General features: G+C 45.2%; 25 protein-coding genes and 4 tRNA genes. 18 read left to right on the top strand and 11 right to left on the bottom strand.

Annotated elements, in window-relative coordinates; all coding sequences use genetic code 11:
• Positions 1 to 55 precede the first annotated feature (55 nt).
• The 5 genes from GVO60_RS17275 (at position 56) to trpS (ending at position 5071) form a co-directional block, all read left to right on the top strand.
• A complete protein-coding gene (locus tag GVO60_RS17275) occupies positions 56 to 1546 on the top strand; it encodes an SPOR domain-containing protein (protein ID WP_159656309.1) in 1491 nt (496 codons plus the stop codon).
• 68 nt (positions 1547 to 1614) lie between these two features.
• The gene (locus GVO60_RS17280) at positions 1615 to 2442 is read left to right on the top strand and encodes a Dam family site-specific DNA-(adenine-N6)-methyltransferase (RefSeq protein WP_159656247.1); all 828 of its coding nucleotides are present in this window, start codon (positions 1615 to 1617) and stop codon (positions 2440 to 2442) included.
• Between the two features lie 105 nt (positions 2443 to 2547).
• Complete coding sequence (gene rpe, locus GVO60_RS17285; RefSeq protein WP_159656249.1) at positions 2548 to 3219, top strand: ribulose-phosphate 3-epimerase; 672 nt, start codon at positions 2548 to 2550, stop codon at positions 3217 to 3219.
• A 4-nt stretch (positions 3220 to 3223) separates the two neighbouring features.
• Complete coding sequence (locus tag GVO60_RS17290; RefSeq protein ID WP_159656251.1) at positions 3224 to 3904, top strand: phosphoglycolate phosphatase; 681 nt, start codon at positions 3224 to 3226, stop codon at positions 3902 to 3904.
• Between the two features lie 129 nt (positions 3905 to 4033).
• Positions 4034 to 5071, top strand: a complete 1038-nt coding sequence (trpS, locus tag GVO60_RS17295) for a tryptophan--tRNA ligase (protein WP_159656253.1) — start codon at positions 4034 to 4036, stop codon at positions 5069 to 5071.
• A gap of 59 nt (positions 5072 to 5130) precedes the next feature.
• On the opposite strand, the gene trmL is transcribed toward trpS, so the two are convergent.
• The 4 genes from trmL to GVO60_RS17315 form a co-directional block, all read right to left on the bottom strand.
• Complete coding sequence (gene trmL / locus GVO60_RS17300; RefSeq protein ID WP_159656255.1) at positions 5131 to 5607, bottom strand: tRNA (uridine(34)/cytosine(34)/5-carboxymethylaminomethyluridine(34)-2'-O)-methyltransferase TrmL; 477 nt, start codon at positions 5605 to 5607, stop codon at positions 5131 to 5133.
• 105 nt (positions 5608 to 5712) lie between these two features.
• Complete coding sequence (locus tag GVO60_RS17305) at positions 5713 to 6330, bottom strand: superoxide dismutase (protein ID WP_159656257.1); 618 nt, start codon at positions 6328 to 6330, stop codon at positions 5713 to 5715.
• A gap of 73 nt (positions 6331 to 6403) precedes the next feature.
• The gene (cpxA, locus tag GVO60_RS17310; RefSeq protein ID WP_159656259.1) at positions 6404 to 7789 is read right to left on the bottom strand and encodes an envelope stress sensor histidine kinase CpxA; all 1386 of its coding nucleotides are present in this window, start codon (positions 7787 to 7789) and stop codon (positions 6404 to 6406) included.
• Positions 7789 to 8484: a response regulator gene (locus GVO60_RS17315; protein ID WP_159656261.1), complete on the bottom strand. Its 696-nt coding sequence runs from the start codon at positions 8482 to 8484 to the stop codon at positions 7789 to 7791. The genes cpxA and GVO60_RS17315 overlap by 1 nt, the downstream gene beginning before the upstream one ends.
• A 182-nt stretch (positions 8485 to 8666) precedes the next feature.
• On the opposite strand from GVO60_RS17315, the gene GVO60_RS17320 reads away from it, so the two are divergent.
• The 3 genes from GVO60_RS17320 (at position 8667) to pfkA (ending at position 11418) form a co-directional block, all read left to right on the top strand.
• A complete protein-coding gene (locus tag GVO60_RS17320) occupies positions 8667 to 9167 on the top strand; it encodes a CpxP family protein (RefSeq protein WP_159656263.1) in 501 nt (166 codons plus the stop codon).
• 108 nt (positions 9168 to 9275) lie between these two features.
• Positions 9276 to 10184 (top strand): CDF family cation-efflux transporter FieF, encoded by a 909-nt coding sequence (gene fieF, locus GVO60_RS17325; RefSeq protein WP_159656265.1) that lies wholly within the window; start codon positions 9276 to 9278, stop codon positions 10182 to 10184.
• 271 nt (positions 10185 to 10455) lie between these two features.
• Complete coding sequence (pfkA, locus tag GVO60_RS17330) at positions 10456 to 11418, top strand: 6-phosphofructokinase (protein WP_159656267.1); 963 nt, start codon at positions 10456 to 10458, stop codon at positions 11416 to 11418.
• A 78-nt stretch (positions 11419 to 11496) separates the two neighbouring features.
• Here pfkA and GVO60_RS17335 read toward each other — a convergent pair whose 3' ends face one another.
• The 4 genes from GVO60_RS17335 to epmB form a co-directional block, all read right to left on the bottom strand.
• Positions 11497 to 12819, bottom strand: a complete 1323-nt coding sequence (locus GVO60_RS17335; RefSeq protein WP_159656269.1) for an anaerobic C4-dicarboxylate transporter — start codon at positions 12817 to 12819, stop codon at positions 11497 to 11499.
• Positions 12820 to 12995: 176 nt separating this feature from the next.
• Positions 12996 to 13502 (bottom strand): MgtC/SapB family protein, encoded by a 507-nt coding sequence (locus GVO60_RS17340; protein ID WP_371862487.1) that lies wholly within the window; start codon positions 13500 to 13502, stop codon positions 12996 to 12998.
• Between the two features lie 81 nt (positions 13503 to 13583).
• Positions 13584 to 14072 (bottom strand): prepilin-type N-terminal cleavage/methylation domain-containing protein, encoded by a 489-nt coding sequence (locus GVO60_RS17345; protein ID WP_159656271.1) that lies wholly within the window; start codon positions 14070 to 14072, stop codon positions 13584 to 13586.
• 2 nt (positions 14073 to 14074) lie between these two features.
• The gene (gene epmB, locus GVO60_RS17350; protein ID WP_159656273.1) at positions 14075 to 15097 is read right to left on the bottom strand and encodes an EF-P beta-lysylation protein EpmB; all 1023 of its coding nucleotides are present in this window, start codon (positions 15095 to 15097) and stop codon (positions 14075 to 14077) included.
• Between the two features lie 32 nt (positions 15098 to 15129).
• Between epmB and efp the strand changes: the two genes are divergently transcribed.
• The 3 genes from efp (at position 15130) to rraA (ending at position 17330) form a co-directional block, all read left to right on the top strand.
• Positions 15130 to 15696 (top strand): elongation factor P, encoded by a 567-nt coding sequence (gene efp, locus GVO60_RS17355; protein WP_004415903.1) that lies wholly within the window; start codon positions 15130 to 15132, stop codon positions 15694 to 15696.
• A 115-nt stretch (positions 15697 to 15811) separates the two neighbouring features.
• On the top strand, positions 15812 to 16729 hold the full coding sequence (locus GVO60_RS17360; RefSeq protein WP_159656275.1) for a 1,4-dihydroxy-2-naphthoate polyprenyltransferase: 918 nt from the start codon (positions 15812 to 15814) through the stop codon (positions 16727 to 16729).
• A 76-nt stretch (positions 16730 to 16805) separates the two neighbouring features.
• Positions 16806 to 17330 (top strand): ribonuclease E activity regulator RraA, encoded by a 525-nt coding sequence (rraA, locus tag GVO60_RS17365; RefSeq protein ID WP_159656277.1) that lies wholly within the window; start codon positions 16806 to 16808, stop codon positions 17328 to 17330.
• 56 nt (positions 17331 to 17386) lie between these two features.
• Here rraA and GVO60_RS17370 read toward each other — a convergent pair whose 3' ends face one another.
• The gene (locus tag GVO60_RS17370; protein ID WP_159656279.1) at positions 17387 to 18736 is read right to left on the bottom strand and encodes an MATE family efflux transporter; all 1350 of its coding nucleotides are present in this window, start codon (positions 18734 to 18736) and stop codon (positions 17387 to 17389) included.
• 113 nt (positions 18737 to 18849) lie between these two features.
• Positions 18850 to 19620: a triose-phosphate isomerase gene (gene tpiA / locus GVO60_RS17375; RefSeq protein ID WP_159656281.1), complete on the bottom strand. Its 771-nt coding sequence runs from the start codon at positions 19618 to 19620 to the stop codon at positions 18850 to 18852.
• 272 nt (positions 19621 to 19892) lie between these two features.
• Here tpiA and GVO60_RS17380 point away from each other — a divergent pair, with 272 nt between their 5' ends.
• Together GVO60_RS17380 and GVO60_RS17385 are read left to right on the top strand one after the other, a co-directional pair.
• The gene (locus tag GVO60_RS17380; protein ID WP_159656283.1) at positions 19893 to 20240 is read left to right on the top strand and encodes a 5-carboxymethyl-2-hydroxymuconate Delta-isomerase; all 348 of its coding nucleotides are present in this window, start codon (positions 19893 to 19895) and stop codon (positions 20238 to 20240) included.
• Between the two features lie 34 nt (positions 20241 to 20274).
• A complete protein-coding gene (locus GVO60_RS17385; RefSeq protein ID WP_159656285.1) occupies positions 20275 to 20700 on the top strand; it encodes a DUF805 domain-containing protein in 426 nt (141 codons plus the stop codon).
• Between the two features lie 114 nt (positions 20701 to 20814).
• On the opposite strand, the gene coaA is transcribed toward GVO60_RS17385, so the two are convergent.
• Positions 20815 to 21738 carry a type I pantothenate kinase gene (gene coaA, locus GVO60_RS17390; protein ID WP_159656287.1) on the bottom strand — a complete coding sequence of 308 codons (924 nt, stop codon included), beginning with the start codon at positions 21736 to 21738 and terminating at the stop codon, positions 20815 to 20817.
• Between the two features lie 207 nt (positions 21739 to 21945).
• On the opposite strand from coaA, the gene GVO60_RS17395 reads away from it, so the two are divergent.
• The 5 genes from GVO60_RS17395 to GVO60_RS17415 all read left to right on the top strand — a co-directional run.
• Positions 21946 to 22021, top strand: a tRNA-Thr gene (locus tag GVO60_RS17395).
• A 34-nt stretch (positions 22022 to 22055) separates the two neighbouring features.
• A tRNA-Tyr gene (locus tag GVO60_RS17400) sits at positions 22056 to 22140 on the top strand.
• Between the two features lie 35 nt (positions 22141 to 22175).
• Positions 22176 to 22250: transfer RNA gene (locus tag GVO60_RS17405), tRNA-Gly, on the top strand.
• 12 nt (positions 22251 to 22262) lie between these two features.
• Positions 22263 to 22338: transfer RNA gene (locus GVO60_RS17410), tRNA-Thr, on the top strand.
• 136 nt (positions 22339 to 22474) lie between these two features.
• Positions 22475 to 22935 (top strand): GTP-binding protein (locus GVO60_RS17415; protein WP_159656289.1); only part of this gene is annotated, 461 nt, incomplete at its 3' end.

The raw sequence follows: 22935 nt of genomic DNA on the forward strand, positions 1-22935 counted from the left end.
TTCGTGTTATAAACCTCTAAGTTGGTATCTTTGAGTATTGTCATTAGGATGGTAAATAAGCATGACGCATGATTCGCATGTGTTGGAGTTGGATTCTCAAGTTGAATTGCTTGAGCGTTTACAGCTATTAACCAACTTTGGTTCTAATCTTGTTACCCTTGCAGGCGAAAGCGGAGCGGGCAAGACTTGGCTTGCGCAGCGCTATCTAGAAGTGTGGGCGCAGGAAAAGAACCAAGCTCTGTTGCTCTGTTATCCTAATCAGGATGACGCGCAGAGACGCATGACGATACTCTCTCAGTTGGTTTCTGAACCTTTGTTTAATCCAGCAGATTCAATGGCAGACTCTTTTGTCCATTTAATGGAAGGGGAAGCGTGCGATGTCGTCATCGCAATTGATGATGCACATCTACTCTCAGAGTCGTTTATCTCTGAACTGTGGATGCTGGTTCTGGAGTCACAGCAAAACCCACAATGGACCGTGAACGTTTTGCTTTTTGCGCAAGCCAATACATTGGATACGTTGCTGACACGATTGAGTTATGGTCAGGAGCACAAGCCGATTGATTTAGAAATTGATCCATTCTCTGAACAAGAGGCGGATCGATTCTTTGAACAATTGGTGGTTCGATATGTTGAAGATGACATGGAAAAGCGAGTGCGTAATGCGTACCGTACAGTTGCTCGCCGTCCCGGTGAGATTATGGCATTAGGGGATCAAAAAGTGGAAAAAAGGATCATAATCCGTTCGATTATTGGCTCGCCGATGAATATCGCATTAGTTGTTATATTACTATTAGTGCTGATTGGGGCTGGGTATTGGTGGATGATGTCGCAACCGTCACCTGACGATAAAGCGCAGCAAATCACTCAATCTATTGAACAAACGGTGATCCCAACTTTGCCTGAGACCGTTTCAGGTTCAGAGGCCTCCGATGAAGCCAAAATCATTTCCCCTGATCCTGTGGTGGATCGATTGTTTGCTGAAGCCGAAGATGACTCATCATCGCTTCCACCAACCGTAACGGATGAGATCTCTAGCGTTGGCAATATCGATGAGGATCATCAACGAGTGGTGATTACTTCTGAAGTGGTTGATGCGCTGTTAGAAGACAAAGCAGACGAAGTCGATACCAGTAATATTGAACAAGTCGTTGCTGATTCGATCCCTGCGGATGAACAGCCAGAGAGTGCTGAACCAGAACCATCAGCAGAGACACAAGTATCACCTAAGCCAGTGGTCAACTTCTCATTTACTAAAGATGAGCTCAATGCCTTTTCTCCTCGTAGCTACACCTTACAGCTAGCAGCGGTGACATCGTTGGAAGATGTTCAGAAGTTCCTTGATCGTTACCAATTAGGCGATAAGGTTTATATCTACCCAACCCAGCGCAACGGTGTCGAGTGGTTCATTATCAGCTACGATAATTACCCAACCATTCAAGTTGCACGTGATGCTGTTGCGACGCTTCCTGATGATGTTCAACAGCTTGAGCCTTGGGCTAAATCAATGAGTCAGGTTCAACGAGAAATTGAGCGCGGAAAATAGTCTGAGATTCGTTGCAAAATATGTTACATTCCGCACCCTTAATTTGTGGTTGATAAATAGAGCAGTAGATGAAGAAGCAGCGTGCCTTCCTTAAATGGGCGGGTGGAAAATACGGACTTGTCGAAGATATCCAGCGTCACTTGCCAGAGGCACGTAAGCTGGTAGAACCGTTCGTTGGTGCTGGTTCGGTTTTTCTCAATACAGATTACGATCAGTATTTGTTGGCTGACATCAACCCAGACCTCATCAATCTCTATAATTTGCTCAAAGAGAATCCGCAAGAGTACATTTCTGAAGCGAAGCGCTGGTTCTGCCCTGAGAACAATCGCAAAGAAGCGTATTTGGATGTGCGTGCTCAGTTTAACGCGACTGATGACGTGATGTACCGTTCTCTCGCTTTCCTCTACATGAACCGCTTTGGCTTTAATGGGCTCTGCCGTTACAACAAGAAAGGCGGCTTTAATGTGCCTTTCGGTTCTTACAAAAAGCCTTACTTCCCAGAAGCAGAGCTTGAGTTTTTTGCTGAGAAAGCCAAGAAAGCGACGTTTGTTTGTGAAGGTTACAACGAGACGTTCAAGCGTGCTCGCAAAGGCAGTGTCGTCTATTGTGATCCGCCTTATGCACCACTTTCAACCACGGCAAACTTTACCTCTTATGCGGGTAATGGTTTCAGCTTAGATGATCAAGCGGCGCTTGCTGATGTGGCTGAACGTGCCGCAGTTGAACGTGGTATTCCGGTTCTGATCTCTAACCACGACACCACATTAACGCGCCGTTTATATCATGGTGCAGAACTCAACGTGGTGAAGGTAAAACGTACCATCAGTCGTAATGGTGCTGGCCGCAATAAAGTGGATGAGTTGCTGGCGCTGTTTAGACCTGCTGACAGCGAATAATCACATTTCCTCACGCTTCCCTATCTTCTGACCTTTAGCTTAGGTAGAATTGCGCGCAAAGTTTTTTCAGTGTGCAATGATGCCAATTAAACCTAGAGGTCAGGTATGAAAGATTTCCTTATCGCTCCATCGATTCTGTCTGCAGATATGGCTCGCTTAGGCGAAGATGTAGAAAAAGTACTCGCAGCAGGCGCAGATGTGGTTCACTTTGACGTAATGGACAACCACTACGTACCAAACCTGACTTTCGGCGCACCAATCTGTCAGGCATTGCGTGACTACGGCATCACGGCACCAATTGATGTTCACCTAATGGTGAAGCCTGTTGATCGCATCATTCCTGATTTTGCTAAAGCGGGTGCATCGATGATCACTTTTCACGTGGAAGCTTCAGAGCACGTTGACCGCACGCTACAACTGATCAAAGAGCACGGCTGTAAAGCGGGTGTGGTATTAAACCCAGCAACGCCGCTATCCCATCTTGAGTACATCATGGACAAAGTCGATATGATTCTTTTGATGTCAGTAAACCCGGGCTTTGGTGGCCAATCATTCATTCCTAACACGCTTGATAAACTGCGCGCAGTACGCAAGATGATTGATGCATCTGGCCGTGATATTCGCCTAGAAATCGACGGTGGTGTGAAGGTTGATAACATTAAAGAGATCGCAGAAGCCGGTGCAGATATGTTCGTGGCTGGTTCAGCTATCTTTAACCAGCCTGACTACAAAGAAGTTATTGACCAAATGCGCACAGAGCTAGCAAAGGTTAACTGATTCAATGAGCGACATTAAATTAATTGCATTTGATTTAGACGGTACGCTGCTCGATAGCGTACCTGACTTAGCGGTTGCTGCTGATCAAGCGGTACAAGCGTTGGGTTATCCAGCAGTGACAGAAGAACAAGTTCGCGACTACGTAGGCAATGGTGCTGATATTTTGATTGGTCGCTCTCTTAGCCGTAGTTTAACGGTCTCTCCTGACCTAGACCCTGAACTGCATGCCAAGGCACGTGTTCTATTTGATGATTACTATGAAAAAAGTGGCCACAAGCTAAGCCACTTGTACCCTGCCGTCAAAGAGACTTTGGCTGAGTTGCACAAAGCCGGCTTTACCATGGCGCTGGTGACCAACAAACCTTCTAAGTTTGTGCCAGATGTATTGGCGAAACATGGTATTGATAAGTACTTTGTCGATGTTATTGGTGGTGATACTTTCCCCGAGAAGAAGCCAAATCCAATGGCGTTGAATTGGTTAATGGAAAAACACAATTGTCAGCCTCAAGAGATGATGATGGTGGGCGACTCAAGTAACGATATCAAAGCAGCAAAAAATGCAGGTTGTCATTCGTTCGGTCTGACTTACGGTTATAACCATGGCGAACCGATTTCCGCGTCTAACCCAGATTATGTCGCGGACACCATCGCAGATTTGGTTGAAGTGGTCGCTGTTTCAGCCTAACGGCAACAAAAGATCTTCCAAAATACTCGTTAATGAGTACACTGAGTAAACCGTGTCACTAGGTAATGATGCCTGAATCGACACGGTTTTTTCATTTATTTAGATTAAGAAGTCAAAGGAACTATTCCCATGAGCAAACCCATCGTATTGAGTGGTGTTCAACCATCAGGTGAACTAAGTATCGGTAACTACTTGGGTGCTCTACGTCAATGGCAACAGATGCAAGATGATTACGATTGCCAATACTGTGTAGTTGACCTTCACGCAATTACGGTTCGTCAGGATCCGAAAGCACTGCATGAAGCGACACTTGACGCATTAGCAATTTGTCTTGCCGTTGGTGTTGATCCAGAAAAGAGCACGCTATTTGTTCAGTCACATGTACCAGAGCATGCTCAACTTGGTTGGCTTCTTAACTGTTACACCCAAATGGGTGAACTGGGCCGTATGACTCAGTTTAAAGACAAATCTGCCCGTTACTCTAAAGACAGCTCTAGCCAATTTGGCGATGTGAACGTGGGTCTGTTTGACTACCCAGTGTTGATGGCGGCAGATATCTTACTGTATGGCGCGCACCAAGTACCTGTGGGTAGCGATCAGAAGCAGCACCTTGAACTTGCGCGTGACATTGCGAACCGCTTTAACAACATCTATTCACCAGAGCAGCCAATCTTCCAAGTACCAGAACCGTACATTCCAACTGTGAATGCTCGTGTAATGAGCCTGCAAGATGCGACGAAGAAAATGTCGAAGTCAGACGATAACCGTAAAAACGTTATCACGCTGCTTGAAGAGCCGAAGTCAATCATTAAGAAGATTAACAAAGCTCAGACAGATGCTGAGACACCACCACGTATCGCACATGACTGGGAAAACAAAGCTGGTATTTCTAACCTAATGGGTCTTTACTCTGCAGCAACAGGTATGAGCTTTGAAGAGATCGAAGCGAAGTACCAGGGCGTTGAAATGTACGGTCCATTCAAGAAAGATGTTGGTCAAGCATTGGTTGAAATGTTAGAGCCTATTCAAGCTGAGTACCACCGTATTCGAGCAGACCGCGCATACATGGACCAAGTGATGAAGCAAGGTGCTGAGAAAGCATCAGCTCGCGCAGCAGAAACGCTGAAAAAAGCATACGAAGCGGTTGGTTTTGTGGCTCGCCCATAAAGAAACAAGCTTTTGCTCGATTATGAAAAAACGGACTCATTTGAGTCCGTTTTTTGTTTTTACTGAGCGCCTTCAAAGCCCATTTGTCGCCACGCCTCAAAGGCAATGATCGCGACAGCATTAGATAAGTTCAAGCTGCGAGCATCGGGCATCATCGGAATACGGATACGTTGTTCCATTGGCATACTCTCAATAAGATCTGCTGGTAGGCCACGAGTTTCTGGGCCAAATAGCAGCACATCGCCTTGCTGGAAGTCAGCATCAACGTGATGACCAGTGGTTTTCGTTGTACAAGCAAAAATGCGGTAGCCTTTACGATTCTCTTCTAGATACTTGATGAAGGCTTGGTAATCTTTGTGGCGAGTGACACGCGCCAGATCGTGGTAATCCAAACCTGCACGTCGCACTTTCTTCTCTTCCAAATCAAAGCCGAGTGGTTCAATCAAATGCAAGTTAGCCCCGCAGTTGGCACACAGGCGGATAATGTTGCCCGTGTTGGGTGCGATTTCTGGCTCATAGAGGGCGATATCAAACATATTGGACTTCTTAATAGCTGAGATAATTGAGGCTAGAAAGTATAAGGCGGCTTACAGTAGCCGCCAAGCCTGATGTTGTTAGTTTTTATGCTCGTTCAATTTGCGTTAAGCACCTTGCGTAAGGGCATGATGATAATTCTTGCTGACAGCATCCCAGTTCACCACGTTCCACCATGCATCAATGTATTCTGGACGGCGGTTCTGGTAGCTGATGTAGTAAGCATGCTCCCAAACATCCAAGGCAAGAATGGGTTCGCCCTGAATTGATGCGACATCCATTAGTGGGTTATCTTGATTGCTGGTGGAGGTGATGTGGAGTTGACCTTCTTTAACGACAAGCCAAGCAAAGCCAGATCCAAAGGTATTAATTGCTGCATCAGTAAATAGCTGTTGGAATTGAGCGAAGCTGCCGAAAGTCTCGATAATCGCATTCATTAGCTCGCCATTTGGGCAACCACCACCGTTTGGGGTCATGCAATTCCAGTACAAGACGTGGTTGTAAAAGCCGCCGCCATTATTGCGAACGGCCGGAGCATGTTGAGAGATATTGGCAAAAATTTCAGACAGAGGTGTATTCTCTAACTCCGTTCCGTTGATCGCAGCAATGAACTTATCAAAATAGGTCTTGTGATGTTTGCTGTAGTGCACTTCCATTGTTTTTGCATCAATGTAAGGCTCAAGCGAATCGTATGCGTAAGGCAGGTCAGGAAAAGTGTGAGACATAGTAAATCCTCCATAATTGAAGGATTTACTTTAAATGATAATGAGATCTATTATCAACTGTGATTTTGTAAGGTTATTCGTCCGCATGAAGTGGTAAGTGGATCTCTATTCTCAATCCACCTAATGAACTTTGCTTCGCTTCAATCGTGCCACTATGTTGGCGAATGGCATTTTCGGTAATCGCCAGACCTAGGCCTGTACCACCACTATGCCTATCACGTGCAGTAGAGACGCGATAGAATGGTCGGAAGATAGACTCTAGCTCTTCTTCAGGGACGCCTTGACCATTGTCATCAACAGCGATTAATACTTGGTTTTCTGCACTCGATATCTCAACGTTTATTTCGTCTTTTCCGTAATAAATGGCATTTCGTACAATGTTATCTAACGCGCTCATTAGTAGTTTTGGGTTGCCTGTGATTGTGCGCTCTGGCAGTGAAGAGTAAGTGAGCGCTTTACCCATTTGCTCCGCTTCAAACTGCGCGTCAGAGAGGATCGCTTCCCATAAACTGGTCAATGGTTGAGGTTCGCGAGTTAAATGGCTATCGACTTGCATTCGTGATAATTCAAGTAACTCTCCAATCATCTGTTCTAAGCGTTGAGCTTCAGTATCAATACGTGTGAGTTCAGGGCTCTCACCTTGTTTACGTGTGGCTAAAGCATTGGCCATACGTAGACGGGTTAATGGTGAGCGTAACTCGTGGGAGATGTCAGATAGTAAACGCTGCTGGCCTGAGATCATCTGATTGACGGCTTCAACCATCTGGTTAAAGCTGGTGCCGGCTTGTCTGAATTCACTGGTGCCTTTTTCAAGTGTTGGGTCGACGACGAACTCTCCTCTCGCCACTCGTTTGGCTGCACGTTCAAGTTTACGAGCTGGCTGGCTCAATGCCCATGCGAGCCAAAGAAGCAATGGTGTACTCACTAACATCACGGCAAACAGAAGCTGGAAAGGTTTATCGAACATGCGAAGTAAAAAGGGTGGTGGTTCATTCCACTTCACGCCGATATAGAGCAATAGATCCTGTTTAGCTAAAGTTACAGGTAATGGACCCGCAACCATGTAATGACCATAGAGTTTCTGTTGTGGTTGCCCAGGCACTTCAACGCTAGTGATGAAGTTTTGTAGCGCTCGATATCGGTAGTTTTTGCGATCTTGCGTGGTTAAAATGTTGCCTTCTGTATCGGTCACAAAGAAGCGTGGCCTTGGATCTTTGGGCGAACGCTTACCGCCTTCTAGCTTGAATAATACTTTGGCAAGGCTCTCTTCGCGTCCGTATTTCTTTTCAATACTATGAGTAATATCGACTAAACGCTTGTAGTGATCCGCGGGAATATCACGGGCTTTTCGAGGATCGAGATGGGGAAGAGACAGTACCGCCATCAACACGAGAAACATCGTGAACCAGAAAATGGCAAAGATGCGGCCATATAAACTCGTGATCTTAGGTAGGCGCATTAATCCTCCTCAACCAGTAAGTAGCCACGCCCTCGTAGCGTCTTAATACGAGACTTGCCATCTTCACGTTCAGGCAGCTTTTTGCGTAAGTTGGAAACATGCATATCAATAGCGCGATCAAACGCAGCCAAACGCTTACCAAGCACATCAAGACTAAGCGTTTCTTTGGTAATGGTCTCGCCAGGGTTTTGTACAAAGTGACTTAGTAAAGCAAATTCGGTTGTGGTCAACTCTAGTTGCTGGCCTTGGCAAAACGCTTCCTGCTTACCAGGGAAAACTTGAATATCTTGGTACTCGATACAGTCAGAGCTTTTTGCTGATTTATTTGAGGTGATTGACTGGGTTCGACGTAAAATCGCGCGAATACGTGCGAGTAATTCTCGGTCACTGAAAGGCTTAGGAAGGTAATCATCCGCGCCAAGTTCAAGACCAATCACTCGATCTATTTCTTCACCTTTGGCGGTTAACATAAGTACGGGTGTTTCCCAGTTTTCTCGCAAGCGTTTGAGTGTTTCCATGCCATTGAGCTTAGGCATCATGACGTCAAGCAGAATGAGATCGATCTCTGAGCTGAGCTTTGCGAGCCCTTCTTCTCCATTATTCGCTTCCGATACGTCAAACCCCTCAAAAGAGAGTACTTCTTTCAATAAACTGGTTAACTCAGTATCGTCGTCAATTAATAAGATATGTGGCATAGCAAATTCTCATGTCGTGTTATTAAGGCTAGTTTACTGCTAAATGCATTATTGATTTAGCATCATTGGTACTCTTTACGATTCTTTACGCTCGATGTACGTTGCTTTACACAACAAGTCGTATTCTACACTCAAGCGCTGCAAAACAGCTCAATCCAATAGATAAAGTGAAAGGTACGATTATGAAAATGGCAAAGAAATTAGTATTAGCGGCAGTAGTTCTTCCTCTGACTCTAGGTACGGCAAGTGCGTTTGCTTTCGGTGGAAAAGATCATAAGAAAGGTGGCCACGGAGAGTGTGGTGGTTTTGACCGCGGTATTATGCGTCAACTAGACCTTACCGATGCACAAAAAGATCAGCTTAAAGAGATGCGTGAATCTGGTAAACAGCAGATGAAAGCAAATTTTAAAGAGAACTTTGAAACTCGCCAAGCAGAGATGCAAGCACACCACGCGAAAGTTCAAGCATTAGTGCTTGCGGATAACTTTGATGAAGCCGCAGCGAGTGACTTAGCGAAATCGATGGTGGAACAGCAAACAGAGCGAAAAGTGAAAATGCTTGAGAAGCAGCATCAAATGCTGAGTGTGCTAACACCGGAGCAAAAAGCGAAATTTACTGAATTGCAACAAGAGCGTGCGGGGAAGTGCGCAGACAAAATGCAAAAGCGTTTTGCAGATAAGTAATTCACAGCTATAGAGAAAGGCGACCTGATGGTCGCTTTTTTTATGCCATTTTTATTCAACATTCGACAGGTTATACTAAAAGCAATGTTGGTTTATTGAACACTCTGTATGAAACAAGAATATGCACGTTTAGTCACTATGGCTGCTTGGACGGCGACTATAGTGGCGACGCTTCTGTTGGTGGTAAAAGTTGGTGCTTGGTGGGTAACGGGCTCTGTGAGTCTACTCGCCTCTTTAATTGACTCGTTATTAGATATTGCGGCATCACTGGTGAATTTAGTGGTTGTCCGTTATTCCCTTCAACCCGCAGACCGAGAACATACCTTTGGCCACGGTAAGGCCGAGTCTTTAGCTGCATTGGCTCAAGCGATGTTTATCTCTGGTTCAGCGGTGTTCCTCATCTTAAATGGTATCGAGCGATTCTTCCGACCTCACGAGCTTCAATCACCAGAGTATGGCGTTTATGTGAGTTTTTTTGCCATTGTGGTTACTTTTGCTTTGGTGCGATTCCAAAAGCATGTGGTCAATAAGACGGGTAGCCAAGCCATTGCTGCTGACTCATTGCATTATCAATCTGACCTTTATATGAATGCGGCGATCATGTTAGCGCTTGGCTTGAGTTGGTTTGGGATCACGCAAGCTGACTCGGTATTCGCGATTGGTATTGGTGTGTTTATTCTCTACAGCGCTTTTAAAATGGTTCAAGAGGCGATTCAGACCTTGCTCGATAGAAAGCTACCAGATAGCGAACTAACAGAGATTCGTGAACAGTGTCTGTCAGTAGAAGGGGTATTAGGGGTGCATCAACTGCGCACTCGAATGTCAGGCCCAACGCGCTTTATTCAACTTCACTTAGAATTGGAAGATCATTTGCCATTAATTGAAGCGCATCGAATATCTGATGAGGTTGAAGAAAAAATGCTTGAGCTCTTCCCTGATTCAGATGTACTGATTCACCAAGATCCTTATTCCGTGGTGCTGGGTGAAGAGAAAGTGCAAAAGTCTCAAGGGTGGTAATGGATTACAGCGCGACAAACCGCAACTTATTGACTATCTTTTCAGCGGGTTCACTTTTAAACGTGATCCTGATGTGTATCAATTAAGTTAATAAACAAAACTGTAATACTCTTACATAAGTAGAAAAGTTACATAGTTTCGTGCAAATAAAAGTAGTATTCCTAGTTAGGAAAGGTAACATATTGCACAGTTAAAGGAATTCAGTCAGTGGCTTTCATGTAAGCGGCTGACGTAAAAATTGAAATAAGATTCCCAAAAATCGAGGGTGAGCATGATTAAGAAGATCGGTGTCTTGACTAGTGGCGGTGACGCACCAGGTATGAACGCAGCAGTTCGTGGCGTGGTTCGCACAGCACTATCTGAAGGTTTAGAAGTTTTCGGTGTATTTGACGGCTACTTAGGCCTATACGAAGACCGTATTGAAAAACTGGATCGTTCAAGCGTTTCTGATGTGATCAACAAAGGCGGTACTTTCCTAGGTTCAGCGCGTTTCCCTGAATTTAAAGAAGTAGAAGTTCGTCAAAAAGCGATCGAAAACCTACAGAAGCACGGCATTGAAGCTCTAGTTGTTATCGGCGGTGACGGCTCTTACATGGGCGCGAAGAAGCTAACTGAAATGGGTTACCCATGTATCGGTCTTCCAGGCACGATCGATAACGACATCGCAGGTACTGATTACACAATCGGTTACCTAACAGCGTTGAACACAGTTATCGATGCGATTGACCGTCTACGTGATACTTCATCTTCTCACCAGCGTATTTCTATCGTTGAAATCATGGGCCGTCACTGTGGTGACCTAACTCTGATGTCTGCGATTGCGGGTGGCTGTGAGTACATCATTACCCCTGAAACTGGTCTAGATAAGCAAAAGCTGATCGGTAATATCCAAGATGGTATTGAGAAAGGCAAAAAGCACGCAATCATCGCGTTGACTGAGCTAATGATGGATGCGAACGAGCTTGCTAAAGAGATCGAAGCGGCGACTGGTCGTGAGACTCGTGCAACGGTTCTTGGTCACATTCAACGTGGTGGTCGCCCAACAGCGTTTGACCGCGTTCTAGCTTCTCGCATGGGTAACTATGCTGTTCACCTACTAATGGAAGGCCACGGTGGTCGTTGTGTTGGTATTCAAAAAGAGCAGCTTGTTCACCACGATATCATTGATGCTATCGAGAACATGAAGCGTCCAGTGCGTGAAGACCTATACAAGGTTGCAGAAGAGCTGTTCTAAGCCTTTGCTTTGAAACAAATCGAATTAAAGAAGCCAGCAGAGTAATCTGCTGGCTTTTTGTTCTTTATACTGATGTTATTAGTTGATGGCTGTTGAGATCACGTAACCAACCGTCGTTGCAGTGATGACGCCAATGAACCCAGGCAATAGGAAGCTGTGATTGAGAACATACTTGCCGATTTGGGTTGTACCAGAGCGGTCAAAGGTGATCGCTGCAAGGTCGCTTGGGTAGAACGGGAAGAAGAAATAAGCGTAACAAGCGGGTAGTACACCAATCAGTACTGGCGCTGGGATACCCATAGCAAAGCCGAGCGGTAACATGATGGTGAGCACGGCAGCTTGGCTTTTCAAGAATACCGATACCACAAACATTGCAATCGCAAAGGTCCATGGATGCGCCGCTACAATATCGCTGACTAAGCTGATCAAATAGGGTTTATGGAAGCCGATAATAGTGTCACTCATCCAGGCGATACCAAAGATGATCACCACTGCTGTCATACCTGCAATGAACACATTACTGTGAACGATTTTTTTCGGATCGACTTTGGTGGTCAGCAAGATTAGTGCACCAACAGAAAGCATCAAGAACTGAATCGCTACCGACATTTTCACGCCTTCTGGTAGAAGAGAGAGATCTTTACCAAACATCGCAACAAAGATGACAGTGACAATACCCGCCATGAAGATTGTGAGACCTTTTTTTGCTTGGCTACCTATCTCAGCATCGTCACCGTTTTCTTGTTGACTATCTTCAAGCTGTTGTTTGAATTCAGGATCTTGGCAGCGGGTGATAAACTCTTGGTCATCAGCCAAATCTTTGCCTCGTCTTAGGCTCCATGTACAGCCAACCAGCACACCAATTAAGGTTGCAGGAATCGTTACAAGCAGCACATTGGCTAAGCTGATATCTAGACTATTGTCTGCTGCCGTTGCCATCACAACTGCCGCCGCCGCTGCAATCGGGCTCGCAGTAATCCCCATTTGAGATGCCACAGTCGCCATTGCCATTGGGCGCTCAGGGCGAATACCTTTCTTGTAGGCAACGTCATAGATAACAGGAAGAAGTGGATAGACGGAGTGGCCAGTACCAACCAGAACGGTTAATGAGTACGTACAAAGCGGGCCAAGAAAAACGATCTGATTTGGGTGCTTACGCAGCAGCTTTTCCGCAAATTTGACTAACAGCTGCAAACCACCTGTGGCTTCCAGTGTTGCTGAAGCGGCCACTACTGCCAAAATGATCAGCATCACACTGACTGGAGGAGAGCCAGGAGCCACACCGAATACGAAGGCAAGCACCGAGACACCTAGGCCACCGAGTAAACCAAAAGCAATGCCTCCATGGCGGATACCGATGAATATCACCGTAAGAAGCAGGAGCATATGTACATAAAACATAATCAAAACCTACATTAGGAACAAAAAAGTTATGATCATGCTACCCAAAAGTGGTAGTCGGAAATGTGAGGAAATATGCTTATCTGGTGGCAGTTGTTTGTTATTGGTCGGTTCTTTGTTTTGAGTCAAGTTGCGGCGTTAAATCAATAGCATAACTATGAAAAGCGCCGTACAGATCATGGTTTTGGACGAGCAATTTTTCGGCTTTGGAATTTCTGATGCACGCCGCGGCGGAGTGACTTGATGCGGTTTTCGGCTTTGTCGACCCCCAGTAGTACCGTGAGTACCAACACGGTAATGACGACCGATTGCTGCATGTAGCCCAAGCCAATCATCATCCCAAGAGCGGCTAATACCCAAATGACTGCTGCAGAGGTCACGCCATGAATTTTACCATCAAGCGTCATCATAACCCCGGCACCTAAGAAACCAACACCAGTGATGATCTGGCCGAGCACGCGAGCTTGATCAAGTGTATTTGGAGAAAGTGATACGGCCATAGACATGAAGAAGTAAGTACCTGAAATCACGAGAATTGAGGTACGAATCCCTACAGGCTTTCCACGTGTTTGACGTTCGACACCAACAAGAATGCCGTTTACGGCGCAGCAAAGTAGCGCAAGCCAACTGAATGGCCCAAGATCGAGCAGCTGTTCGATAGATGATTGAATATCTGGTTGCATTTTGACCTCCAAAACGTCGGAGTATGCAGATAATAGACCTGTCTATCGAACAAAAGATTTTTATCTAGAGGATTAAATTTTTCAGCAGCCAGTTTGAACTAATTCAAAGCTTGGTGGTGCTGATGAAGTAGCTTCCGTATAGCGTAAAAAACAGTTGTTGTTAGGATCGATCATTGATCGGGTCATGAAGCGAATCCAGTTGTTGGCTGAATTATTGTGAAAGTACCATTCAGCTGGAACGTCGGGATCAAAAATGGCGTCAGAAAAGGTACTGACGATAAGGCGGCTCCATGTATTGGCTGAATCGGCGGCAGGATAACCCCAAGCGAGTAGGACAGTTTCACCTTCAATGGTGATGGCTGCTTGACTGATAGTATCTAAACCGCGTTGGATTGCGATTGGGTGAATCATATCCGCTGCGCTCTGCATGCCGCCTTGGAGCCCCTGAAGTGCTGAGACTCGAGCATCGGCTTGAAAACTCGTAAATCGTGGCATTGCGGTCACGGCTAATATAGCCAACACAACAATCACCACGACCAATTCTATTAAGGTAAAGCCTTTGATTTTCATAATTACTCTAAATGAAGATCTAATGGAGTTTTACTGGCTCGGCCACCGATTTCTCGGGTTAGCTTTGGCACTAAATATCCTGATACTCGTTCAATCACGCCGCTCATGATTGCTTTCGCTTGTTGGTCCGAAACAAAGAAGTGGGCTGCGCCTTGAACCTTGTCTAAAACGTGGATGTAGTAAGGCAAGACTCCCGCATCAAATAACGCTTCACTTAAGTTCACTTGAGCTTCGACCGTGTCGTTGACCCCTTTCAGCATCACACCTTGGTTGAGCAGCGTAACATCAACTTTTTTGAGTGTATTCAAAGCGGCTCGCAATTCGCCATTAATCTCTTGAGCATGATTAATATGAGTGACCAAAATCACTTGTAAACGGGTATTGGCAAGTATGTTAGTCAGTTCTTGGGTTACGCGAGCTGGGATTACTACGGGCAGGCGAGTGTGGATTCGTAGTCGCTTAATATGTTGAATATCGGCAATGTGATCGATCAACCATTGCAACTCATCATCCTTGGCCATGAGAGGGTCGCCGCCGGAAAGGATGATTTCGTTTAGCTCAGGATGAGCTTGTACATACTCCAAGCTCTGCTGCCAGACCGCTTTACTGCCTTTGTTGTCTTGATACGGGAAGTGTCGACGAAAACAATAGCGACAGTTAATTGCACAACCACCTTTCACAATCATGAGAGCACGGTTGTGATACTTGTGAAGTAAGCCCGGGATATCATTGCTCTGCTCTTCTAGAGGATCCGTTGAGTAACCAGCATGTACTTCAAACTCTTCTGACAAGGGTAAGACTTGACGTAAAAGCGGATCAAAAGGATTGCCTTTTTCCATTCTATCGACAAAACTTTGCGGCACACGCTGTGCAAAAAGCTTTCTGGCTTCGAACCCCTGCACCCAAGGTGTAGGATCAATTTCAAGCTGATCGAGCAGTTTTGCAGGATCAGAGATCCCATTCGCTAGCTGTTTGAGCCAGTTTTGCTCAACAGATTCGGCTTTTCGGGTTATGATATGCGGCATTGAATTTAGCTCTAAGAATGTAAGAGGAAAAAATGGCTACTGTTAGCACCAATGAATTTAAAGGCGGTCTAAAACTAATGCTTGATAACGAGCCTTGCGTTATCTTGGAAAACGAATACGTTAAGCCAGGTAAAGGCCAAGCGTTCAACCGTGTAAAAATTCGTAAGCTTCTTTCTGGTAAAGTTCTAGAGAAAACCTTTAAGTCTGGTGAAACTTGTGAAGTTGCAGACGTAATGGATACTGACCTAGATTATCTATATAACGACGGCGAATTCTACCACTTTATGAACAATGAGACGTTCGAGCAAATCGCAGCTGACGTAAAAGCAGTTGGCGAAAACGCTAAGTGGCTAGTTGAAAACAACACTTGTATGCTAACTCTTTGGAACGGCAACCCAATCGTTGTGACTCCACCAAACTTCGTTGAGCTAGAAGTAACAGATACTGACCCTGGCCTAAAAGGTGACACTCAGGGTACAGGCGGCAAACCAGCGACACTTTCAACTGGCGCTGTTGTACGTGTTCCTCTATTCATCTCAATTGGCGAAGTGATCAAAGTTGATACTCGTACTGGTGAATACGTAGGTCGTGTAAAGTAAGCTAAACTTGCGTCAAGATTTAGAAAAAGGTCACTTCGGTGGCCTTTTTTATTTTTCAGCTATGTGTTTGATGTGCCACAATCTCTCTTTAGCTCTCTATGACTAAACTATAAACATGAAACAGTCTCTTAGAATCTGGCTTGATGCCGCGCGCCCAAAAACTTTGCCTTTAGCATTGGTTTCTATCTTAACTGGTAGTGTATTGGCGTACTCAACTCAACAATTTTCATTTGCAGTCGCACTATTGGCATTCCTGACCGCAACTTTGCTGCAGATATTATCCAACTTGGCGAACGATTATGGTGATGCCGTCAAAGGCACGGACAACGAACAGCGTTTAGGGCCCATGCGTGCCATTCAGTCAGGGGAAGTGACGCAAGCGGATATGAAGCACGCCATTATTATCAATGTGCTGCTGACGATCGCTTCTGGCTTAGCATTAGTTCTTTATGCTCTTGATAGTCTGCACAGTATTTTAGCCTTTATCGGTTTAGGCGTACTCGCCATTATCGCAGCGATAGCTTATACCGTAGGTAATAAACCTTATGGTTATGTAGGGCTTGGCGATATTTCTGTGTTTATTTTCTTCGGATTGTTGGGTGTTGCAGGTACTTATTTCCTACACACTGGCGTAGTTGCACCTTCATTGGTGTTGCCTGCAATTGGTTGTGGTTTGCTGGCCGTTGCTGTGCTCAACATCAATAACATGCGTGATATAGAAAACGATGAAGTGTGCGGTAAGCGTACAGTCGCGGTGAGACTCGGGCAGAAAAAGGCCAAGCAATACCATACGATTTTATTGGTAGGCGCACTGCTTGCCTTTATTGTTTACCTACTTTTGCAACCAGGCCCGGTATGGATAAGTCTTCCATTCCTATTAAGCATGTTGGTTGTTTACAAGCATGGTAAAGCGGTATGGATGGCAGAGCAGCCCGCGCAGATTGCTCCTATGATGCCAGTGATTGTGAAGTGTTCTTTGGTAACTAACTTGCTTTTTGCTGTGGTTGTTATAGCTCAAACTCTCGTCAGTTAAGTGATGCTTGTCATTGCAATGACTTAATGTCCCTATATACTCGATGGAGATGACGAACGGTATGGGAAGGAACACAATGGAATACAATACCTCTGCCTTATGCGATATCTACTTAGAACAAGTGGATGTGGTTGAGCCGATGTTTAGTAACTTTGGCGGCAGTGCCTCTTTCGCCGGACAAATCACGACGGTGAAGTGTTTTGAGGATAATGGGCTGATCCGAGACATACTAGAGCAAGATGGTTTAGGCCGAGTGCTGCTGGTTGATGGTGGTGGTTCCTTACGTCGCGCATTGATTGATGCTGAGCTTGCGGCATTAGCAGAAGAAAATGAATGGGAAGGTATTGTCGTCTACGGCTGCGTCCGTGAAGTGGATGAACTAGAAGACATGAGCATTGGTATTCAAGCCCTTGCATCTATCCCTGTGGGGGCGACATCGCAAAATATTGGTGAGGTGGATGTCCCTGTCAATTTTGGTGGCGTAACCTTCCTACCTGAAGATTATCTGTACGCGGATAATACCGGTGTGATTCTTTCTCAAGAACCGTTGGATATCGACCTTGATATCGACGAAGATGAAGAAGTCATTGAGCAAGATTAATCGAATATAAAACACCGGCGAAATGCCGGTGTTTTTCTATCTAACTTATTGCTTAATTAACCATTGGCATGTTCAGCTAGGTAAGTCTCTCTTAACTTCAACGCATAGAGATAACCTAAGATTCCACCCATGATATTGCCGAGCGCAATGCCTATAAATAATCCTTCGATATCATAAAGCTGACTACCGACCCAAGCGCTAGGTAGGGTAAAGGCGAACAATCTCATACTGCTCCACTGAAATGCTTTTAGAGGTTGATGTAGGGCATTGAGGCCAGATATCAACATCATGACGATTCCTTGGAAGCCATAGCTAAATGGCACCACCAATAAATAATGCCAGAGTAAGTCTTTTACGCTTTGTTCTTGAGAAAATAGTGAGGCAAGGGGAATACTTAAAGGCACCATCATTAAGAACACGCCGAGCTGAAATAACACAGAGAAGCGCATGCTGAGAAACATCCCTGCAAAGCTGCGTTGTGGGTTGTTTGCGCCCATGTTTTGCGCGATGAATGGAGTCAGTGCAGATGTGAGTGACATCAGAACTAAGATTAAAATTGATTCAACACGTTGTGCGGCGCCATAAGCCGCGACAGCTGCGGTTCCATGGCTAGAGAGCATCATCATTAGAATGGCACCTGATATTGGCGTCATTGCATTGGAAATGGCTGCAGGGGTGCCAATTTTTAGAATTAAACGCCAGTCATTAACGAGCTTGAGCGGGTGAGGTAAGCCGAGCAGTTTTTCACGTCGAACCAAGACATACAAAGAGCCAATAAGTGCACCTAACCAGCTAAAGGCACTGGCAATGGCTGCACCCTGAATACCAAGTTCTGGGAAAGGGCCGTAACCAAAGATCAGCAATGGATCGAGAACGCCATTAATAAAACCTGCCAGCATCATGATTTTGGCGGGTGTTTTAGTATCTCCAGTTGCTCGGATGGCACTATTTCCTGCCATCGGGATCACGAGCAAAGGAATCGTGAGGTACCAAATTTGCATGTATTGCTCGATCATAGGGATGAGCGATGGTTTAGCTCCAAGCTGTAAAAACAGCGGCTCAATAGTGAAAAAACCGACACTGCAAGCTAAGGCAACTAAAACTACAGCGAGGATTAAACCGTGAGTGGAAAAGCGCGCCGCATCTTGCGAATGACCTTGCCCGAGTAAGCGACCAATATTGGTCGACAAGCCCATACCAATGCCCATAGTGATACAGTTGACAGCAAAGGTGACGGGAAAGGTATAGCTAATCGCTGCAAGTGCTTCGGTACCGAGCAGGGAGATGAAGAAAGTATCCACCAAGTTAAACATCAAAATAGCGATCATGCCGAAGGTCATCGGAATGGTCATTTGACGTAATACGGTTGGGATGGGGCCCGTGAGTAGGCCGTGCTTATCCTGCATGGTGAACAACTGCTCGAATGGACGAAAAGCGTAGCATACTTGATCGAACTGTGAGACACAAAAAAGGCCAGCCGAAGCTGACCTTTCTACTCATTTTTCAATCGAATGAAAAATTAAGCTTTTGCTTTAGCTGCTGCCTTAGCAATAGCAGCAAAACCAGCTGCGTTTAGAGCAGCGCCGCCAACTAGAGCACCATCGATGTCTGGTTGTGCGAAGTAAGCTTCAGCGTTTTCTGGCTTAACAGAACCACCGTATTGGATGATTACTTGCTCAGCAACTGCTGCGTCTTTCTCTGCGATCATAGCGCGGATAGAAGCGTGGATGCGCTGTGCATCTTCAGCTGTCGCTGCTTTACCAGTACCGATAGCCCAGATTGGTTCGTAAGCGATGATTGCGCCGTTTAGAGCTTCAACACCGTAAGCATCGATAACTGCGTTGATTTGACGTGCACATACTGCTTCAGTTTCGCCCGCTTCGTTTTGAGCTTCAGATTCACCGATACAGAAAACAGGTGTTAGACCATTCTCTTGTAGGAATTTGAATTTCTTAGCAACGAACTCGTCTGATTCGTTGTGGTATTCACGACGCTCAGAGTGGCCGATGATGATGTGAGAAGCACCGAAGTCTTTCAGCATTTCAGGAGACATATCACCAGTGAATGCACCGCTGTTGTTTAGGTCAGTGTTCTGTGCACCTAGGATGATCTTGTTACCGCCTTCTGCGATTAGACGCTCAGCTAGGTCGATGTAAAGTGCTGGTGGAGCTACTGCTACGTCAACACCTTCAACGCCTTCAAGTTCAGCGTTAAGACCAGTTAGCAGCTCAGTTACCATTGCTTTGCTACCGTTAAGTTTCCAGTTACCCATCACTACAGGACGACGCATAGGAATATCTCCGTATTTAATCAATTAATGTAAAAAATCTTCGTAAGAATATAACAGATAAAATTGGCAAGATCATGATTACCGTCATGTCTTAACCGGATCTCGTCCAATGGTTGGAGCTGTCATCCCACATATTTGACACATTGAGCCGAAACTAGAGTGATCTAATGGGCAGAATAGGGCGATATCACTCGGAAACAGCACGATAAATTGTTACTAGTGAACAGAATATGATTTGTAATGATGAAACTCTCTTACATTTGAGGACTACTATGCCAAACCTAGTAATGGAATACTCCAATTCAGTTGATGAGCGTGTTAATGTTCAGGGGTTACTGGAAGACTTGCATGAAGTGGCGCTGCAAAGTGGCTTGTTTGATGTCGGTTCAGTGAAGTCTCGCGCATTACGCTGCCATAATTGGTTGATTGGTGACGAAGGAGATAGCGTAGATTTCGTGCATATTAGCTTTGAGTTGTTGGATGGGCGCACGCCTGAACAAAAACGTGAGCTATCCCGTCAATTAATGACGGTACTGCAAGAACAAGCGAGTCATGTTCGAAGCTTGACTGTTAATGTGCGCGATATGGATAAAGAGAGCTTTCAGAAAGTGACCAACTAATTTTTGATTTTTGTTTTATTTTTTAGGTAACCAGATGTCGATTAAAGAACTGCTGTTTTCATTCCAAGGACGTATTGGGCGTAAAGTGTTCTGGATTTGGAATGTCATTTATTACTTGGCGATTGTAGGTTTTGGCATTGGAATGAATGCCCTGTTCCCTGCATTTGCTCATCTTATCTTGCCTGTTTTTCTGATTATTGTATTGATCCCTGATTTAGCGATCACGGCTAAGCGTTGGCATGATCGAAATAAATCTAGCTGGTGGTTGTTGATGAATATCCCGTTGGTGATTGGCCGAATGACAGTACCGGTTGGCGATCCGTCATTGGCTGGGCAAAGTACGACACTGCAAATGGTAAGCTCGTTAGCGGCATTGATTTGTGGCGCTTGGATCTTGATTGAATGTGGTTTCATCAAAGGAACGGCAGGCGACAATCAATATGGACCAGAGCCAAAGTAGGGAGTCTTTTTTGATTTCTTACTCGGTCGTTTCTACTTCTCGTGAATGACCGCTTAACACTAAAATAAAAAGGGTTGGCACCAGTGCCAACCCTTAATTATTTTTAGCTTTCCGTTACTTTCTCAGCAAAATCTCTTCAATGCGATGATCTTGACCTTTCTTTAGCATCAACTGTGCACGCCCTTTAGTAGGCAAGATATTCTCCAACAAGTTAATGCCGTTGATAGTCTGCCAAATATCGTGTGCTTTATCGATAGCATCGGCTTCGCTGAGCTTTGTATAGTGACTAAAGTAAGAGCCAGGTTTAGTAAAAGCTCCTTGACGAAACTTTAAGAAGCGTTCGACATACCAACTTTCAATCACATCTGAATCTGCATCGACATAAATAGAGAAATCCAAAAAGTCAGAGACAAAAACACGATGTGGGTCGTGAGGGTAGTCCATACCGCTTTGCAATACGTTTAAGCCTTCAATGATCAAAACGTCGGGTCTATCAACCACTTTGACTTCATCGGTAATATCATAAGTAATGTGTGAGTAAAGAGGGACTTCAAGATTCGGTTTTGCGGCTTTAACATCGGACACAAACTCAACCAAACGCTTGATGTCGTAAGATTCAGGAAAGCCTTTGCGGTGCATAATACCGCGTTCGTTTAGAGCCTTCTTTGGGTATAAGAATCCGTCTGTGGTGACTAGCTCGACTTTCGGGTGTTTGTCCCAGCGAGAAAGTAAGGCTTTAAGTAATCGTGCCGTGGTGCTTTTGCCTACGGCGACACTGCCTGCGATACCAATGATAAACGGTGGCGCGGACTCTTGATTACTCAGGAAGTTGTTCAATACCGTGTTGCGGCTCTGGCGAGCAGAGATGTATAGGTTAAGTAGGCGAGCAAGAGGAAGATAGATCTCTACCGCTTCTTCCATTGTGAGACTTTCGTTCACCCCTTGCAGCTCAATCAGGTCCTCTTCGGATAACGTCATAGGTACAGAATTACGCAATTCTGCCCACTGCTGACGATTAAAAGAGAGATAAGGTGTCATAGTCTTCCTAACCAGGTTTCACGATAAGAGTTGCGAAAATACAACAACACAACCAGATTGAAAACGACAAGCGCAACAATAAGTCGCATTTTACGGATGGTTTGTGCGTTTTTTCAGCAAATAAGCGGAAAATAAGTAAAAACTCGTTTTTTTTTAAATTAGCTATTGCAAGCTAGAAAATCATTCAATAGAATGCGCACCACTTATGCCGACTTAGCTCAGTAGGTAGAGCAACTGACTTGTAATCAGTAGGTCACCAGTTCGATTCCGGTAGTCGGCACCATTTCTCCTTTATGAGAGATTTGGAGTAAAAATTTGGAGGGGTTCCCGAGTGGCCAAAGGGATCAGACTGTAAATCTGCTGGCACTGCCTTCGATGGTTCGAATCCGTCCCCCTCCACCATATTCTAAAGGAAATAGCTCACAGAGTTACGTGTTGCGGGCATCGTATAATGGCTATTACCTCAGCCTTCCAAGCTGATGATGCGGGTTCGATTCCCGCTGCCCGCTCCACTCAATAGTGTTGCTGATATAGCTCAGGCGGTAGAGCGCATCCTTGGTAAGGATGAGGTCCCCAGTTCGACTCTGGGTATCAGCACCAGCTCTCAAGCTCACTTTCCTTTTGATACTTTCTTTTAACTAAACTACGTTTAGTGATTGAAGGTAACTTTATCACCAATACTTTTTGGTTGCGTGGTCATCAAAGCCACCTAAATCCGTACCTAGAGGGACAACTCATGTCTAAAGAAAAATTTGAACGTACGAAACCGCACGTAAACGTTGGTACTATCGGCCACGTTGACCACGGTAAAACAACTCTGACAGCTGCTATCTGTACTACACTTGCAAAAGTGTACGGCGGTGTTGCGAAAGACTTCGCATCTATCGATAACGCTCCAGAAGAGCGTGAGCGCGGTATCACAATCGCTACTTCTCACGTAGAGTACGATACTCCAGCACGTCACTACGCACACGTAGACTGTCCAGGACACGCGGATTATGTTAAAAACATGATCACAGGTGCTGCACAGATGGACGGTGGTATCCTAGTTGTTGCTGCAACAGATGGTCCAATGCCACAAACTCGTGAGCACATCCTACTAGGCCGTCAGGTTGGTATTCCTTACATCATCGTATTCATGAACAAATGTGACATGGTTGATGATGAAGAGCTTCTAGAGCTAGTAGAAATGGAAGT

The organism is Vibrio atypicus, assembly GCF_009811315.1.
GTDB lineage: Bacteria > Pseudomonadota > Gammaproteobacteria > Enterobacterales > Vibrionaceae > Vibrio > Vibrio atypicus.

Bases quoted from the DNA above. Each gene is read 5' to 3' on its own strand.
- coaA (WP_159656287.1), bottom strand. From the start codon at position 21,738: ATGACACCTTATCTCTCTTTTAATCGTCAGCAGTGGGCAGAATTGCGT.
- pfkA (WP_159656267.1), top strand. From the start codon at position 10,456: ATGATTAAGAAGATCGGTGTCTTGACTAGTGGCGGTGACGCACCAGGT.
- GVO60_RS17380 (WP_159656283.1), top strand. From the start codon at position 19,893: ATGCCAAACCTAGTAATGGAATACTCCAATTCAGTTGATGAGCGTGTT.
- fieF (WP_159656265.1), top strand. From the start codon at position 9,276: ATGAAACAAGAATATGCACGTTTAGTCACTATGGCTGCTTGGACGGCG.
- GVO60_RS17385 (WP_159656285.1), top strand. From the start codon at position 20,275: ATGTCGATTAAAGAACTGCTGTTTTCATTCCAAGGACGTATTGGGCGT.
- GVO60_RS17370 (WP_159656279.1), bottom strand. From the start codon at position 18,736: ATGCAGGATAAGCACGGCCTACTCACGGGCCCCATCCCAACCGTATTA.
- epmB (WP_159656273.1), bottom strand. From the start codon at position 15,097: ATGCCGCATATCATAACCCGAAAAGCCGAATCTGTTGAGCAAAACTGG.
- GVO60_RS17320 (WP_159656263.1), top strand. From the start codon at position 8,667: ATGAAAATGGCAAAGAAATTAGTATTAGCGGCAGTAGTTCTTCCTCTG.
- tpiA (WP_159656281.1), bottom strand. From the start codon at position 19,620: ATGCGTCGTCCTGTAGTGATGGGTAACTGGAAACTTAACGGTAGCAAA.
- trmL (WP_159656255.1), bottom strand. From the start codon at position 5,607: ATGTTTGATATCGCCCTCTATGAGCCAGAAATCGCACCCAACACGGGC.
- cpxA (WP_159656259.1), bottom strand. From the start codon at position 7,789: ATGCGCCTACCTAAGATCACGAGTTTATATGGCCGCATCTTTGCCATT.
- rpe (WP_159656249.1), top strand. From the start codon at position 2,548: ATGAAAGATTTCCTTATCGCTCCATCGATTCTGTCTGCAGATATGGCT.
- trpS (WP_159656253.1), top strand. From the start codon at position 4,034: ATGAGCAAACCCATCGTATTGAGTGGTGTTCAACCATCAGGTGAACTA.
- GVO60_RS17360 (WP_159656275.1), top strand. From the start codon at position 15,812: ATGAAACAGTCTCTTAGAATCTGGCTTGATGCCGCGCGCCCAAAAACT.
- GVO60_RS17305 (WP_159656257.1), bottom strand. From the start codon at position 6,330: ATGTCTCACACTTTTCCTGACCTGCCTTACGCATACGATTCGCTTGAG.
- GVO60_RS17335 (WP_159656269.1), bottom strand. From the start codon at position 12,819: ATGTTTTATGTACATATGCTCCTGCTTCTTACGGTGATATTCATCGGT.
- efp (WP_004415903.1), top strand. From the start codon at position 15,130: ATGGCTACTGTTAGCACCAATGAATTTAAAGGCGGTCTAAAACTAATG.
- GVO60_RS17290 (WP_159656251.1), top strand. From the start codon at position 3,224: ATGAGCGACATTAAATTAATTGCATTTGATTTAGACGGTACGCTGCTC.
- rraA (WP_159656277.1), top strand. From the start codon at position 16,806: ATGGAATACAATACCTCTGCCTTATGCGATATCTACTTAGAACAAGTG.
- GVO60_RS17315 (WP_159656261.1), bottom strand. From the start codon at position 8,484: ATGCCACATATCTTATTAATTGACGACGATACTGAGTTAACCAGTTTA.
- GVO60_RS17280 (WP_159656247.1), top strand. From the start codon at position 1,615: ATGAAGAAGCAGCGTGCCTTCCTTAAATGGGCGGGTGGAAAATACGGA.
- GVO60_RS17345 (WP_159656271.1), bottom strand. From the start codon at position 14,072: ATGAAAATCAAAGGCTTTACCTTAATAGAATTGGTCGTGGTGATTGTT.
- GVO60_RS17340 (WP_371862487.1), bottom strand. From the start codon at position 13,502: ATGCAACCAGATATTCAATCATCTATCGAACAGCTGCTCGATCTTGGG.